We start from the raw sequence: 14,237 nt of genomic DNA, 5'->3' as shown, positions 1-14,237 counted from the left end.
AATTTGGCCTTCCGCTGAGGCGATAAACAAACAAGGGTTTGTTGCTCGCCAGCAAGCGGGGTGGTTTGGTATCTTCATGTGGCAACATATGACCATGCTGGCTAAGCCAGCGTGGGAGTCCGGCTAGATTTCGGAAAGGCCTAGGTTAGACTATGGCAAGGTCCAGGTTAGAGCTTGGTGAGAACTGTTTTTGCCGAGCGAACCGGGGGCTTCAGGCCGATACCACGTAGCCGAAGCCCCGCACGGTTTTTATGAGCGGCTTTTCGTCCGCGCTTTCGATCTTGCTGCGAAGATAGCGGATGTAGACGTCGACCACCTTCGTTTCCGGGTCGAAGCTCAGATCCCAAACATTGTTGAGTAATCGGGTTCTGCTGATCACAGCGCCGGAGTGCGACATTAAATAAGCGAGAAGCTTGAATTCCTTGGCCGTCAGGCTGATCTCGCGCTTGCCGCGCCAGACCTTCTTGCCGACCGGATCAAGAGCCAGATCGCCAACCCTGAGGACCGGGTCCGTGCCTGTGCTGGACCTGCGACGAAGCAGCGCTTCCATGCGAGCAATCAATTCATCGAAGGCGAAAGGTTTGGTCAGGTAGTCGTCGGCGCCACCCTTTAGTCCTTCGACCTTATCCTGCAGGCTGTCTCTGGCCGTGAGCATCAGGATAAGATGCTCGTGCTGCTCGCGCCGCAGCATGCGACATACTTCGAGGCCGTCGATCCCGGGAAGCATACGGTCGAGAATGATCAGCGCATATGGCGTCTCCCGCACCATCGCAAGGGCATCCCCGCCACTATCGGTCACGTCGACAACGTAACCCTCGGCTTCGAGTCCTCGCTTGATGAAGCCCACGATGCGATCGTCATCTTCCACCAGAAGAATCCTTGACATTTACACCACCTCCGTCCGCGGGCCTATCGCGGGGAGCCAGAGAACTTCCCCCCTCACGGTGGGCCCGATCATTAGCTCCCGCCTCAAGTTATCGTAATTCAGGAAACGAGGGGAGGTCGTGCTTTATTCCAGGTTGGATTTCACACGCGACCTTTTTTTCAGGACGACTACGGAGGCGCCTGCGTTCTCATCCGCAGACGCGGTTACGTCAGCGCGTGGAAGGCGGACCACGACCTCAGTAAAAGAACCGACCTCGCTCTTAAGCGCAATCTCGCCCCGATGCTTTTCGATGAGCCATTTCGCGATCGCCAGACCGAGGCCGCTGCCAAGTTGGCGCGACGCCTTTGGGCTTCGGCCGCGGTAAAATCGCTCGAACACCTTGGGTATTTCCTCGGCTGGAATACCCAAACCCTTATCGCGAATCGCAATCTCCGCATGCCCGTCCATAACAGTCATGCTCAATTTCACCGAGCGATCGCGCGGAGAATATTTTATGGCATTGTCCAGAATTATGACGAGAGCCTGCTTGAGCCGCTGCGCGTCGGCAGTGACCCAGACCGGATCGGTGCTGTAGGCCGCCTTGATCGAGATGCCCTTGGCGCGCCCCAGGATTTCGCCCTCGTGGACCGCATCGGCGATGATGGCCACGAGGTCTGTTCGGCGGGGTTCGAACCGTATTGTATCGGTTTCCGAACGAGAAAGAAAAACGAGATCGTCGACGAGGCGTCCCATCTCCAGGCTCTGAGTGACAATCCGTTCGAGCGCATCGCGGTAGACTGCCTCTGGCTTTGAACCATGGCGCAGCGGAATTTCCGCTTCGCCGCGAAGGGCCGTCAGTGGAGTGCGGAGTTCATGGCTGATGTCGGCGAGGAACTGGACGCGCAACCGGTCGAGCTCAGTCAACCGCTGATTCGCCGCGGCAAGCTCTGCGGTCCGTGCGGCAACTTGCTGCTCGAGTTCTGCTTTGGCATTGAGCAACCGGTCGCGCTGGTCTTGCTGGTGTGCGGCCATTTCGTTGAACCGCTTGGCGAGCGCACCGAGTTCGTCGCGGCCATCAAAGACGATCCGGTGGTCGAGATCGCCACGACTGATCGCCTCTGTGCCTTCGGTCAGAAGGCTGATCGGGCGCATCAGCGATCGGGCGAGAAGGAAAGCAGCGACAAAGCAGAGGACCACGGCAGCCAACGCAAGTACGGCCGTCATCCAGGTCAGGCGTCGCCACAACGCTTCTGCCTGCAGCTCGGTTCGCGCAACCTCTTCCTCTTCGTCGCGCCGCGCCGCTTCAAGGATGTTTTCGAACTCGGCGTCAAAACGATTTTCGATGTCGCGGCGAAAAATCCTGACCGCGTCCTCCTGGCGCCCCTGGTTGCGAAGATTGATTGCGTCAGACGTGGCTTTGGCGATTTCTCCGTAGAGCGTGCGCATCCGCGAGATGCGGAAGATCTCGTCGCCGCCGTCCTCTTGTTCGCTGCCGCCCACCAGAAACTCGGCCTCTCCCCTGGTCAGCTCCTCGAGCTTATCGAATCCTGCCTCAAGTTCGGCGCGGGCACTCTCGTAGTCGAGACGCTCCGGTTCGCCAATCAACAGGAACTCGGCGATCTGCTCGGAATATCGATTGGCATTAACCGTTAGCGCCATGACAGCTTCCAGTTGGTTGTTGGCCCATTGTACACGCACTGTGTAGTAAGTTGTCGAGCGAATGGTGACGTAGACTATAGCCGCCATCATCACGACTGCCCCCACGACAATGAGCTGAAATACAAGAATGCGAGACCTGATGCCCATCGGTGTCCATCGGCGTTAAGAACCCGAAAACCGATCGGATTCATGAATACTCACGTCCCCTTCACGGCAGAGAAGGCCACCGTTCAGGATCGGCTCACGCGGATCGGCGCAACATTTCCGCGACGCCGTTTCAGCATGGAGCAAACATAGAGGACCCGCGATTAAGGATACGGGAGATTCAGGTTAGAAATTGGTGAGAATGCAGTCGTGCCGCCCGAATTTAGCGACTTCACCTCGTGAGAGGCTAGTCCAGCTGAACGCCTCAAACAACCTGAGCAAACCGTAGGCCGCACCGCCTGCGGCCGGGATCGTCAGTATCCACGCCCAAAGGATGTGCTCAATCACCGTCCACCTCAACGCGTGCGGGCACTTGGCAAAGCCCGCACCCATGATGGCGGTCGAGATGCTGTGCGTGGGCGATACGGGCATGGCGAACTGCGCGACGAGCGAAAGAATTGTCGCCGAACTCATTGGGCAGCGAAACCGTGGATGGGTGCAGCTTGACCATTTTGTGGCCGAGCGTCTTGACGATGCGCCAACCGCCGCCGGGTGTACCGGCCGCCATCACCAAAGCGCAGCTGACGATGATCCAGCTGTCGATGCCATCCCCGTTGGCATCAGGGCACAGAAATAGCACCGAGGCCGGCAAACGGTCGAACGCCCCCGAAGTCTATGCGCCAATGCAAGCGCGATGATGCCCATGGTCTTCTGCGCGTCGCTGCGCCCATGCGCCAGTCCCATGTGGACCGCGGACGCCCGTGGTGCGCTGCCGAAGAAGGCATTGACCCAATGCGGCCGGGCCAATCTTGCCAATGGCCCTCCGGCCTTTGCAAATGCCGAGATGATTGCCCAAGCCAGCGCCTTAGTGCTGTCGTGGGCCGCAAGGGCGGCATCGTCAAGCAGCGAGTAAAACAGTTTGCCTGAGCCAAAGAAGGGAGAACATTGTCGACCCTCGCTTTGGCTGAACGCTTACGGATTGAGACTTGGTCAGAACGGCCTGATTGCTCTGCGATGCGCTGCTTGTTCACGGAGCCACCGTGACCTTGAACAGGACGAAAGTCGTCGGTTCCGCGTCCTTCTTTGTCATGTCGGTGACCATGAGAAACAGATCGTCAGAGAGGCGTGCCAGTCCCTCGAAGTTGTTCACCAGCATTGCATCAGGCACGGCTAAAAGCTCCGCAAGGTGGCACTCCCGTTTCGCGGAGCAGGCAGCGAAGTCGAGATAGCGCAGGCGCGCTGTTGGTGCGCCGCCCTTTTCCTCGCGGGTTCGCTCCAGGATAAGGAGATTGCCGTCCGGCAACTTCTCGATCGCCTTGAGCCTGCTATCAGGTTGGAAGGCCCCGAACGACCAGGTCGTTCCGTCTACCGCATAAAGCATGTGACGGTCCTCCGGTTGGCTCACCAGGGGCCGTTCCGGCGCCGTCAGGATACCATGACGCTTGTCGACCGCTACCGCTTCAAGGCGGCTGTTCTTCTTGCTGTATTGCTTCTCGTCCGCCAAGGGGCCAGGCAATGGGATCTCGGCGATCCGTTTGCCCTGCGGTGTAAGCCGAACAATCGCGGGCCCATCCTCGAACGCAATCAGCAACTCAGTGTCGGATTGCTTGCCATTGTCTTCGTTGAGCGCGGTGAGGCCTTCCGCATTGGTGACGGACCCGCCGGAAACCTCACTTGTCGTCGCTGCGATCGGCACGGAGAAGACGGGTTGGATCTCCGCGATCTGGGTCCCATCTATGCGAATACGAAAATGATGGAGAACGCCGCCATCGGAGACCGCGTATAGAAGCTGCTCATCCTCGTCCCAAGCCAGGCCGGAAAATTCCTCGATTGTCGTTTCGTTCGCGCCCTCCGCCGGAATTTCCATGCTGTCCAGGACCTCTAGGTCTGCCGCGCCGGCTCCGACCGCACTCGGCGTTGTCAGCGCGGCTGAAGCAAGCAGCAGCGAAGACCATGCAAGACGGTTGGACATGCGGCGAACACCGTTTGGGTTTGTCATGCGGCGAATTCCTTTTCGATCGGTGAGACGGTCAATTCCCGTTGTTGCCCGGGAACGCTCCCAAGCTTGCGGAGGGCCGGAAGAAACTTGTTGTGCTTCGTACCTTGGTTGAGGATCGCGATCGCCGTGCAGTATTTTGAACAATGCTTCGTCGGGTGCTGGTGCAGCGTCCGCAAAATGCGGTCGGCTATCCCGTTGCCGTTCGCGGATTTCGTTTCCAGGATGAAGCGGTCGTCACGAACGGCGTGCGATGAGCCAAGTGCAAAAAAACGCAGCTGGCTATCGATCGTCATACGCTCGCCGCCCCGCTTGGCGACAAGCGTCATGCGGACATAGCGCATGTCGACGACGCGCGAGAGTTCGTATGGAAATTCCTGACGATACTGGTCGAAATAGGCGTCGTGGACATAGTCCAGCGCTGTCTCGTCAAGGACACCGAATTTGACCGGATCGTAGGGCAGTCGCTTCTTGACGGTGGCGCCGCGCTTGTCCTTGAGCTTCACCTCGACGAAGCACAGCCCTGCTTCAAGGTATTTCCGGATTCGGACCTTGGCCCGCTTGCGCCGACCCTGATGGTGATTGAAATAACTGTTCCGGTCCGCGTCGTCGAAATAGCAGGTTTCGTAGGTGAATGTCCGGCACCCGTCGATCTCAAGAATATCGAAGTGCTTTGCCAGTTCCGCCGCGGCGCGGCGCAGTACTGCCGCCCCGATGACATATTTGTTGTCGAGCCGCTCCAGCATTTCAGCCCTTGCGTTGAGGGTATCCAGGCTGATCGGCACGAAAGCCTGCTCCAGCCAAGCGTCAGTGTTTGCGATAGAAGACATTGAGCCTCGCCATTTCCGTGATGTAGTCGAGTTGGAGAACCTGATAGGACAGGACGTCGACGCCCAACCGGTCCGAAAGTTCGGCGCGCATGGTCTTGGGGTCCGACAGCAGCGTAAGGTGGATTTTATCCAGCGTGACCTTCGCCCCGCTAACCGATTGCAGCATCTTCGGATGATCGACGATATAGGCGCCGACCAGCACGAAGAGCACGACCATAGCCGCGAAGGGCAGCGTGGTTCCCTGCACAGAAGAGATGACGGCGATGGCGACACTGCCGAAGAAATAGGTCATCTCGGTCTTTGTCAGAGGTTCGGAGCGCAGCGTGAACAGCGCCAGAATGGCGAACAGACCAAAGCCGGCTGCCACGCTGAAATTCACCGACGACAGGATGGTCAGCACCGCGAAGACGAAAATATTGAACAGGGCTGCGGCCGTGACCAATTCCTTGTCGCGGTACCGTCGATAATACATGCCGAAGACAAGCAGCATCATTCCGACAAGGTTCATGGCGAACCTTATCGACTGGGCTGCGAGTGGATCTTGTAGGGCTTGCAGGAGCTCGCGATTCATGACGCACTCGCCACAAGGACGCCGGGCACCCCCGCCAAAGTCAGCCGGATAATATGCATTTCAGCTCCTGGTTTGTTCCGTGGCGCCATCCGTGGCGCTGAAGTGGAGAACGGGCGATTTTCGTTTCTATTCCGCTGGAAAGTCAGAACATCAAATCGGTGGCAGCGCCAAGTTTGTTTATGATCAACAGCTTGCCCGGAGGCATTTCGCGAATGTGACAGTCCGATGACACCTTTATGAACTACGCCGGCTAAGACCACGTGTGATCCCGGCGAGATTTTGGAGAGCCGCAGATTAGATTTTGGAGAACGTAAGATTAGAGCCCGGTAAGAACCGGTCGAAGCTCTCAAGATCGCGGCCGGTTTCGCGACCTTGAAGTTGTCGCACCGAGTTTGGGGCGGTAGGCGGGCATCAGAAGACAGGTCAGGCAGGACGCCGGATCACCGCTTCGCGGCGTCAGCTCGTTCTGCGCGGCGCTCCTGCTCTTTGCACGAGGAGTCGACACCTTTCGTGGCGTCGAAATGCTGCAGAGCCTCATCCGCCCCCGCGAAGCGGATCATCCCGGAGTGGTGCAGTTCTTCGACCGGACTTGTGCCGGGCGGATGGCACCTCATTGCAGGTCCGGAAGCAAGCGGCGCGCCTCTGACGATCAGACAGGAGGTCGACGTGCCAAAGGGCGCCGGCTTAGCACAGTGACTATCCGTGATGGCGGTGCGGTGACGCTTCGCCCTGAGCAACTGGGCATGGGAGACGCCGCGGCGGACGTCGACCTAGCTCCGATCCGGGCCGAAACAGACGGACCAACCCCCTTGCGTTTCGCGTTGATCGGACAGACATGCATCCGAATGCGGTAGGCCGCAGATCGGGTGCGAAGAGATCGGGCCTGGGCTCGTTTTTGTTTCCTTTTGGCCGAAGTGGGTTCGCTACCTTGAAAAAAACGGTAACTTTGTCGCGCGTTCCCTGGACACTCCCGGCAATCGATCATTGAGGGCACTATTGACGCCACAATCACGGCTGGCTATAGCGGGCACATATCTTGAGTTTGTGACTCAAGATATGTGCGATGCGAAAGATCGAGCGTGAGGCCGGACCGCATGGAATATTGCCTTCTCTCCCCAGCACAATTGATCCCAACAGAAGAGGTGAACCTCGACAGCGTCGATGCACTGCAGGCCCAAATCCTGCAAGCAGGCTCATGGACCGCGCCAATAACAGCCGAGAAGGATGCCTTGTTCGTGATGGACGGCCATCACCGGTTGACGGTTGCGCATCGCCTCCGGCTCACCACGGTGCCCGTGGTTCTTCTCGACTATGATTCGGTGCGGGTGGAGAGTTGGCGCCCAGGTGAGAACATAACTCCGGCGGAAATCTTCGCGATGGCGCGCAGCGGCCGCAAGTTTCCCTACAAGACGACCCGGCACATTTTTGCCCACGGCTTGCCGATATGCGATGTGCCGCTTGAGCTTTTAAGCAGTCCCGCTCCGATGGACATGGCGCCGGCCTTTTCCGCGGGGGCGCTGTGATGACGCTGCATTGCCAGAAGATCGGCCATGGGCTGCCACCGATTTTGCGATCGGCGACTGCGGACCTTCTCACCATACACGGTCCTCTTCTTTTCGATTGGGCCGCCCGCCACGGCTCGCCCCTCAATCTGGTTTGGCCGGACGCGCTGCAGGAGAATCTCGCCGCCTTGAAAGGTGTGCTAACTGAGTGCCGCGTCGAGCATGCGATTTATTACGGGGCGAAGGTCAACAAATCGCCCGGGCTGATGCAGGCAGCGCTCAGCGCAGGCGCCGGGCTCGACGTCTCCAGTCTTTACGAACTTCGCGACGCAAGGCTGCTAGGGGCCGAGGGTGTCAGGCTCGTGGCGACAGGGCCGGCGAAGACGGGCGCATTTCATCAAGAGCTGATCGATTGCAACGCGCTGATATCGGTGGACTCGCCGGAAGAGCTGGAGGATCTCATCCACGGTCTGCCGGCAGATGTTGGTCCACAGCCGATCCTCTTGCGTTTGCGGCCGAGGAACCAGAGCAAGAGCCGCTTCGGGATGCCGGCCGACGCGGTCGTTCATTGCCTCGCTCGGCTCGCCGGTGAAAGCAGGTTGCGTTTCGACGGGCTGCATTTCCACCTCAGCGGCTATCTCTGGGAGACCCGTGTCGCAGCGCTCAGCGAGGCCGCCGACCTCATTGCCGAAGCCCGGCGGATGGGATTTTCTCCGCGCATGATCGATATTGGCGGTGGCCTGCCTATCCAATATGTCGACCGAGCCAGGTACGAAGCGCATCTCGCGGCGCAGGCGCCCGAGGACTACCGCAACGGGAAAATACCGGACTCTTTCTATCCCTATGGCAGCACTCTTTCGGCAGCCGACTGGCTGCACCGGCTCTTGGAGGCGGAGATGAGCCAGGGCCGAAGCGTAGCCGGCTACCTGGCGCGTGAGGGTCTCACGCTGGCGATGGAGCCGGGCCGCGCTCTGGCCGACCAGGCGGCGATCACCGTCTTCCTGATCTCGCGGGTGAAGGCACTCGGTCCGGATTCGCACGTCATCTTTGTCGAGGGCAGCAGTTTCAGCGCCTGCGAAACCTGGTTCGCTTCCGAATTCCTGGTCGATCCGATTCTCGTGCCGGCCACGAGGCCGGCCGCTCAATCGCCGCCGATCCGCGCCTATCTGGCCGGTCACAGCTGCCTGGATGAGGACGTTCTCAGCAACAGATGGCTGAGCTTCCCGATCGCGCCGCATGCCGGTGACCTTCTGGTCTACGCCAACACCGGCGGCTATCAGATGGATCTCCTCGAAAACGAATTCCATCGCCACGCCATGCCCGCCCGCCTCTGCGTCGTGAAGGACGCGGAAGGGCATCCCATTCTCGTTCCCGACACAATTGGAGAGGTTTAGATGCTGCACACGACCGTAACGCAATTGATCGGCCAGACGCCGGTCATGTCGATCGACGTACCCGGCCGCAACGCCACCCTGGTTCTGAAGATCGAGAAGAACAATCCCGGCGGCTCGATGAAGGATCGTATGGCGCGCAGCATGGTGGTTGCGGCGCTTGAGGATGGGCGCCTCGCTCCCGGCGGCACGATCGTTGAATCATCGTCCGGAAATACCGGCACGGGGCTGGCGCTCGCAGCGCTGGAATTCGGTCTGCGCTTCATCGCCGTGGTGGACCACCATGCAGCGCCCGAAAAGATCCGCATGATGCGGGCGCTCGGGGCCGAGATCCGCTATGTCGAAGGCGACTTTCGCGATGACGAGGTCGCGGTTGTCGAGCGCCAACGCCTCGCCGCGCAGCTCGGCGCGCAGCTTCCGGGCGCGCTGTTCATGAACCAGTCCGACAATCCGGCAAATCCGGAAGGCTATGCCGGCCTCGTGGACGAACTGGTTGCCCAGCTTCCCGGCGGCATCGACGCCTTTGTCGGCTGCGTCGGGACCGGCGGCTCGATGACCGGAATCTCCCAGCGTCTGAAGCGCCACAATCCGGCGGTGCGCACCATTGCCGTGGAACCGGCCGGCTCGATCGTCTTCGGCAAGCCGGGGCACCCCTACTACCAGTCCGGAACGGGCACGCCCGCCGGCGACGAGGTCGGCAAGGTGCTCGACTATGGCTGCATCGACGAAGGTGTGCAGGTGACCGACACGCAAGCCTTCGAGACGGCACGCTATATCGCCCGGCGCAAGGGACTGCTTGTTGGCGGCTCGACCGGCGGCGCCATCTACAAGGCGCTGGAATTCATTGCTGCGGGCACGCTCACCGGCACGGTTGTCACCACGGTCGCCGATGGCGGCGAGAAGTATCTGGGCACGATTTTCGACGAAGAATGGATGGCGCAGCGCCGCCTGCTCGATTCAGCAATCGCTGCCCAGTTGGATGGCTGGCTCTTCGGAAGGGCGCGGGCAGCATGAAGGTAACCATTTGCGGTGCTGGCCGCACCGGACATTTGAATGCGGTCCTTTTCAAGCAGAACGCGGCCATCGAGGTTTCGGTCCTGACCACCTCCACCGCGGTCGCCGAGCGATGGGCAAGTGGGGACGATCTCTGGCAAGCAGAGACGCGAGACGGTCGCATCTTGAGCGCCAGGCCCGACCATGTCGGAACCGATCCAAGCCAGATGCTCGACAATGCCGACATGGTCGTCATAACGCAACCCGCCCAGGCAAGATCGGTGCTTTTGCACCGCATAGCTGCACATCTGCCTCCGGATAAGAGCGTCTATGTCGGAGCAATTCCCGGTTTTTGCGGCTTCGACTGGCTCGCGGCAAAGGCGCTCTCGGGGCGTGACAATGTCGTGATCTGGGGCATGAAGGACGTGCCCCATATCGCCTTCGATCTGATTGCAGGCCAGCACGTGCGTATGGGCGGCGCCAAGGCAGAACTCTTCGTTGCGCTCCATCGCCGCGAAAGCGCGGCGAGCGGCGCGGCACTCGTGGCAATGTTGAACCGCCTCTATGAGGCACCCGTCACCCTGTTGCGGGATTATCTCGAAATCACGCTGACGCCGGGCAATGCGCTGATGCACCCGGCCGTGCTCTACGCGCTCATCGGCCCCGGCGCACCCTGGGAAAAAAGACCGTTTGACGAACCGCTATGCTGGTGGAGCGACTGCCCGCAAGCAGGCGCCGAGCTCCTGGAAGCTTGCGATGCGGAAAACCAGGCGATCCGCCGGGCAAGCGAGGCGCGTCTCGGCATTGATCTCAGCTCCGTGAAGCCGCTTCAGCAGGAACTGATCGAAGCCTATGGCGACCAGATCCAGGATGACCGAACCATGTACACACTTCTACGCACCAATCGCGCCTATGCGGGCATTCGTGCCCCCCTTGTTCCCAACCCACATGGCCCGGGACTCGTCATCGATCGCGGAAGCCGCGCCTTCCATGAGGATATCGCTTTCGGACAGGCGCTGCTCGTCACGATGGCAGAACGGCTCGACGTGGCGGTACCGGCCATCGCCAAGACCTATAGCTGGGCGCGCGATTACCACGGCCAATTGGCCGCGGGCACACCGGACTATGTGCCAGCCGACTGGCCGGAGGCCGCCTGATGGACGAGAAGACGCCTTCTGTGACAAATCCCGTCGAGAACGAGGATCTTGCGCTTTTGACGCAGGCATCGCGCAACGCGATCAACCGGCTGGTGCGCTGCCTGTTCGCCGAGCGCCTCCTCGAGCCGAACGCCTTGCTGTGGGCACGCGACGGCCGCCAGGCCTGGTTTCCCCTCTGGGCCTCGCGGCGTGTACTCCATTTCACCGACTTGCATCTCGCGCCTGCCGGAACCTTGCGGAACCGCGGACAGATCGAAGTGCTGGACGGGAGCGGAGCACGACAGCGGATCGATGATCCCGCCGCCCTGATGCGGGAGATTGCCCCCTCTCTCTCGATCACGACTGCTCCCGACGGACTGGAGCATTTGCTCCGCGACGTGGACAACAGCATGCGCAACGACATGCTGGCGCGCCGCGAGCGCGAGCGCTGGAGCGCCGCGCTGCGCCAGAAAATCGCCGAAGCCGGCGCGTCCGGCTTCCTTGCCTATCTCGAGGGAAGTCTACCGCCACACCTTGCCGCGATGACCCTCGACCAATGGGGCGCGCTCGAAGGCCATCCCTTCTATCCGACCTGGAAAGCCAAGCCCGGCCTGCCGCCGGAGGACGTCGCTGCATTGTCGCCCGAGTTCGGCGCGCGCGTGTCCCTGCGCATCGCGGCGCTGCGCAGCAACTGGGCTTACGTCGAGAAGATGCCGCATGTCGGCAGCTATTCGGAATGGTTCGCCGAGAACTTCCCCGACCTCTGGCGTGACTGGACTAAAGGGCTGAAAGCGCGGGGCAAGTCGCCCGGGGACTGGCTGCCGCTGCCCGTCCACGCCTGGCATCTGGAACATTTCGTGCGCCGCGAATTCGCGCCGGAGATCGAAGCCGGCGTTTTCGATCCGGACGGCCCGGAGATCGCGACGCTGCCGTCCATGTCGTTCCGCACGATGCTGCCGGAAACGGAGGCGCCGAGGCCCTTCATCAAGCTGCCGGTGGCGATCTGGATGACGAGCGAACAGCGCACGCTGCAGGGGAAATCGATCCACATGGGGCCGCGCCTCAGCACGCTGATTTCCGAAATTCTGTCGAAGGAGGACGATCTCAGAAGCGAGCTGGAGATCTTCATCGAAGAACTGGGTGCGATCCTGCATCATCCGGATACGGGCGACGAGCACCCCGGCCGCTTCCTGTCCGTCGTCTATCGCAACACCGATGCTCTCGCACGCAAAGATGGCCTGCTGCCGGTAACGGTCGCGGCGTTGCTGACTGCAAGCCCACTGGACGGCCGCCCGCTCATTTGCGAGCTCATCGCCAGAAATGGTGACGAGTGCGAAGCGGCCGTCGCAGCGTTCTTCCGCGCCTATACGCGCATCGTCGTCCGGCCGGCACTGGCCATGTATCTTCTCTACGGAATTGCCTTCGAGGCGCATCAGCAAAACAGCACGATCCTCTTCGACAAAGGCGGCCTGCCGCGGAAACTGCTGATCCGCGACTTCGGCGACGGTCGCAGTTTCGCGCCGCTCTTCAAGGAGCGCGGTTACGAGCTGGAGCCATTCAGCCGCAAAGGCATTCTGCCGACCACCTTCGATGACGATATCGCTCTCGTGCGCTCCTTCGTCATCGATGCCTGCTTTGTCTGCCACCTTCATGAGATCGCGCTTTGCCTCACCGAGCAGTATTCGCTGACCGGCGACAGCCTGTGGCGCATCCTGCGGGAGGAAACGGAAGCTGCCTTCGAGGTGCTGCGACCGCGCATGCTGTCGGATGCGTTCTGGCTCGCGGAGCGCGAAGCTTTTCTTGAGCAGCCCTGGCCGACGCGTTCGGTCCTGCGCATGCATCTCGAACGCTATCGCGACTACCGGGTCGAACACCGATTGCCCAATCCGCTGGCGGGCGCGCAATGACCAGTACCGCCGCCAGCCTGCGCGGTTTCGGACCCGTCTTCGCCCTGCTGTTCGGACTTCAATTCATCTCCATGGGCGCCATGGAGATGAGCGGCCCCTTCTGGCCGATCCAGATCATGGCGTTGAGCCCTTCCGACGGCGTCTTCGGCTTGGCGGGAATCGGCGTCTATATCTGCCCCATGCTTGGCGTGTCCCTGACAAGCGCCTTCTGGGGGCGGATGGGGGACCGCTATGGCAATCGCCTGATGATGGTCCGAGCCCTGACTGGCCTGGCGGTAACGCAACTCCTCGTCGCCTTTGCCGACGACGTCTGGACCATTCTGGCGCTGCGATTCCTGCAGGGTGCCTGCGCCGGCTATATCGCTCCGGCCCAGGCCTATGGCGTCGAGGTCACCGGCGGGCGCGATCGCGCCCGCCTCTTCGCCTGGCTGCAGGTGGCGACGAATGTCGGCTCGCTAGGCGGCGCTTTCCTCGGCGGGCTTATCCTCGACGCCTTGCCTTTTGAGGCCGTCAACCTCACCGCCGGCGTGATCTGCGCATTCTGTGCCGCTGTCGCCTGGACAAGCCTGCCGGTTCCACCAGGAGGAGCGGGACTCGCGGTAATCGCGAAGGCGACAACAGCCTCTTGCGCGCCTTCCACGGGTGTGTCCGTGCTCGGGCTACTTGCGCTGATGGGATTGCTGCTTGCAAGCAGGATGGTGCTGCAGGTGCCTTTTTTCCCTCTATATGTCGGAGGTCTACGGCGCTCAGCATTGGATCACGGGTTTGAGCTACGGCCTTCTTGCGCTCGGCTTTGTGGTCGCAGCGCCGGTGTGGGCCCGGACCTTCGAAGGGCGAGCGCCGTCTTTTGTGCTCGGATGGAACGTCCTGATCGCTGGCGGATGCTTCGTCGTCACCGGGCTCGCTGGCTCGACCCGTGCGATAGGGCTGTTCGCAGCGCTCTATTTTGCCTGGGGCGCGCTGCTTGGAGGAACGACACCGGTTCTCCTGTCGCTCGTCTCGGCCGCGACGCGAAGCGAAAGGCAGGGATCGGTCCTGGGGCTTGCGCAGACCTGCCAGCAGGGCGCTTCGGTCGTCGGGATCATTGCAGGAGTCGCCGCCACGCAACGTTTTGGGCTCAAGGCAGCTTTCCCGCTCGTCACGGGCATCTACGGCCTGTCTTTTCTCGTGGCGCTCGGCCTGTGGCTCAAGGCGCGCCAATCATTTCGGTAAAGGAGAAATATCGTGTTGAAACATTGTCTCT

Annotated in this window: 12 protein-coding genes and 2 pseudogenes; 6 read left to right on the top strand and 8 right to left on the bottom strand. The window is 60.9% G+C overall.

What is annotated here, in order from left to right; genetic code table 11:
• Positions 1–211 precede the first annotated feature (211 nt).
• The 8 genes and pseudogenes from USDA257_RS11655 to USDA257_RS11630 form a co-directional block, all read right to left on the bottom strand.
• The gene (locus USDA257_RS11655; protein WP_014763157.1) at positions 212–886 is read right to left on the bottom strand and encodes a response regulator transcription factor; all 675 of its coding nucleotides are present in this window, start codon (positions 884–886) and stop codon (positions 212–214) included.
• A gap of 123 nt (positions 887–1,009) precedes the next feature.
• Positions 1,010–1,897, bottom strand: a complete 888-nt coding sequence (locus USDA257_RS37755) for a sensor histidine kinase (protein WP_231698940.1) — start codon at positions 1,895–1,897, stop codon at positions 1,010–1,012.
• Between the two features lie 48 nt (positions 1,898–1,945).
• Positions 1,946–2,017 (bottom strand): annotated as a pseudogene (locus tag USDA257_RS38290) (HAMP domain-containing protein); the annotation flags it as partial.
• 837 nt (positions 2,018–2,854) lie between these two features.
• A complete protein-coding gene (locus USDA257_RS38775; RefSeq protein WP_370055822.1) occupies positions 2,855–3,100 on the bottom strand; it encodes an inorganic phosphate transporter in 246 nt (81 codons plus the stop codon).
• Entirely contained in the window at positions 3,009–3,320 is a 312-nt protein-coding gene (locus USDA257_RS37515) for an inorganic phosphate transporter (RefSeq protein WP_219731940.1), read from the bottom strand. The genes USDA257_RS38775 and USDA257_RS37515 overlap by 92 nt, the downstream gene beginning before the upstream one ends.
• A 375-nt stretch (positions 3,321–3,695) precedes the next feature.
• Entirely contained in the window at positions 3,696–4,667 is a 972-nt protein-coding gene (locus USDA257_RS11640) for an esterase-like activity of phytase family protein (protein WP_014763154.1), read from the bottom strand.
• Positions 4,664–5,494: a polyphosphate polymerase domain-containing protein gene (locus USDA257_RS11635; protein WP_014763153.1), complete on the bottom strand. Its 831-nt coding sequence runs from the start codon at positions 5,492–5,494 to the stop codon at positions 4,664–4,666. The genes USDA257_RS11640 and USDA257_RS11635 overlap by 4 nt, the downstream gene beginning before the upstream one ends.
• Positions 5,472–6,002 (bottom strand): DUF4956 domain-containing protein, encoded by a 531-nt coding sequence (locus USDA257_RS11630; RefSeq protein WP_014763152.1) that lies wholly within the window; start codon positions 6,000–6,002, stop codon positions 5,472–5,474. The genes USDA257_RS11635 and USDA257_RS11630 overlap by 23 nt, the downstream gene beginning before the upstream one ends.
• Before the next feature lie 1,157 nt (positions 6,003–7,159).
• Between USDA257_RS11630 and USDA257_RS11625 the strand changes: the two genes are divergently transcribed.
• The 6 genes and pseudogenes from USDA257_RS11625 to USDA257_RS38770 all read left to right on the top strand — a co-directional run bounded on the left by USDA257_RS11625 (position 7,160) and on the right by USDA257_RS38770 (position 14,225).
• Positions 7,160–7,588, top strand: coding sequence for a ParB N-terminal domain-containing protein (locus USDA257_RS11625; protein ID WP_014763150.1), 429 nt, complete (start codon positions 7,160–7,162; stop codon positions 7,586–7,588).
• A complete protein-coding gene (locus USDA257_RS11620; RefSeq protein WP_014763149.1) occupies positions 7,588–8,961 on the top strand; it encodes a Y4yA family PLP-dependent enzyme in 1,374 nt (457 codons plus the stop codon). The genes USDA257_RS11625 and USDA257_RS11620 overlap by 1 nt, the downstream gene beginning before the upstream one ends.
• A complete protein-coding gene (locus USDA257_RS11615) occupies positions 8,962–9,972 on the top strand; it encodes a PLP-dependent cysteine synthase family protein (protein ID WP_014763148.1) in 1,011 nt (336 codons plus the stop codon).
• On the top strand, positions 9,969–11,108 hold the full coding sequence (locus USDA257_RS11610; RefSeq protein WP_014763147.1) for an NAD/NADP octopine/nopaline dehydrogenase family protein: 1,140 nt from the start codon (positions 9,969–9,971) through the stop codon (positions 11,106–11,108). Before USDA257_RS11615 ends, USDA257_RS11610 begins: the two co-directional genes overlap by 4 nt.
• Positions 11,108–12,994: an IucA/IucC family protein gene (locus tag USDA257_RS11605; protein ID WP_014763146.1), complete on the top strand. Its 1,887-nt coding sequence runs from the start codon at positions 11,108–11,110 to the stop codon at positions 12,992–12,994. Before USDA257_RS11610 ends, USDA257_RS11605 begins: the two co-directional genes overlap by 1 nt.
• Positions 12,991–14,225, top strand: a pseudogene (locus USDA257_RS38770) (MFS transporter). Before USDA257_RS11605 ends, USDA257_RS38770 begins: the two are co-directional and overlap by 4 nt.
• The last annotated feature ends 12 nt before the right edge of the window (positions 14,226–14,237 follow it).

Origin of the sequence: Sinorhizobium fredii USDA 257, assembly GCF_000265205.3 — a bacterium.
GTDB classification, from domain to species: domain Bacteria; phylum Pseudomonadota; class Alphaproteobacteria; order Rhizobiales; family Rhizobiaceae; genus Sinorhizobium; species Sinorhizobium fredii_B.
Note: the sequence above shows the minus strand (reverse complement) of the source record. Positions and strands in the feature narration are given on the sequence as shown.

Bases quoted from the DNA above. Each gene is read 5' to 3' on its own strand.
- USDA257_RS11635 (WP_014763153.1), bottom strand. From the start codon at position 5,494: ATGTCTTCTATCGCAAACACTGACGCTTGGCTGGAGCAGGCTTTCGTG.
- USDA257_RS37755 (WP_231698940.1), bottom strand. From the start codon at position 1,897: ATGGCCGCACACCAGCAAGACCAGCGCGACCGGTTGCTCAATGCCAAA.
- USDA257_RS11620 (WP_014763149.1), top strand. From the start codon at position 7,588: ATGACGCTGCATTGCCAGAAGATCGGCCATGGGCTGCCACCGATTTTG.
- USDA257_RS11630 (WP_014763152.1), bottom strand. From the start codon at position 6,002: ATGAACCTTGTCGGAATGATGCTGCTTGTCTTCGGCATGTATTATCGA.
- USDA257_RS11615 (WP_014763148.1), top strand. From the start codon at position 8,962: ATGCTGCACACGACCGTAACGCAATTGATCGGCCAGACGCCGGTCATG.
- USDA257_RS11605 (WP_014763146.1), top strand. From the start codon at position 11,108: ATGGACGAGAAGACGCCTTCTGTGACAAATCCCGTCGAGAACGAGGAT.
- USDA257_RS38775 (WP_370055822.1), bottom strand. From the start codon at position 3,100: ATGCCCGTATCGCCCACGCACAGCATCTCGACCGCCATCATGGGTGCG.
- USDA257_RS11655 (WP_014763157.1), bottom strand. From the start codon at position 886: ATGTCAAGGATTCTTCTGGTGGAAGATGACGATCGCATCGTGGGCTTC.
- USDA257_RS11625 (WP_014763150.1), top strand. From the start codon at position 7,160: ATGGAATATTGCCTTCTCTCCCCAGCACAATTGATCCCAACAGAAGAG.
- USDA257_RS11640 (WP_014763154.1), bottom strand. From the start codon at position 4,667: ATGACAAACCCAAACGGTGTTCGCCGCATGTCCAACCGTCTTGCATGG.
- USDA257_RS11610 (WP_014763147.1), top strand. From the start codon at position 9,969: ATGAAGGTAACCATTTGCGGTGCTGGCCGCACCGGACATTTGAATGCG.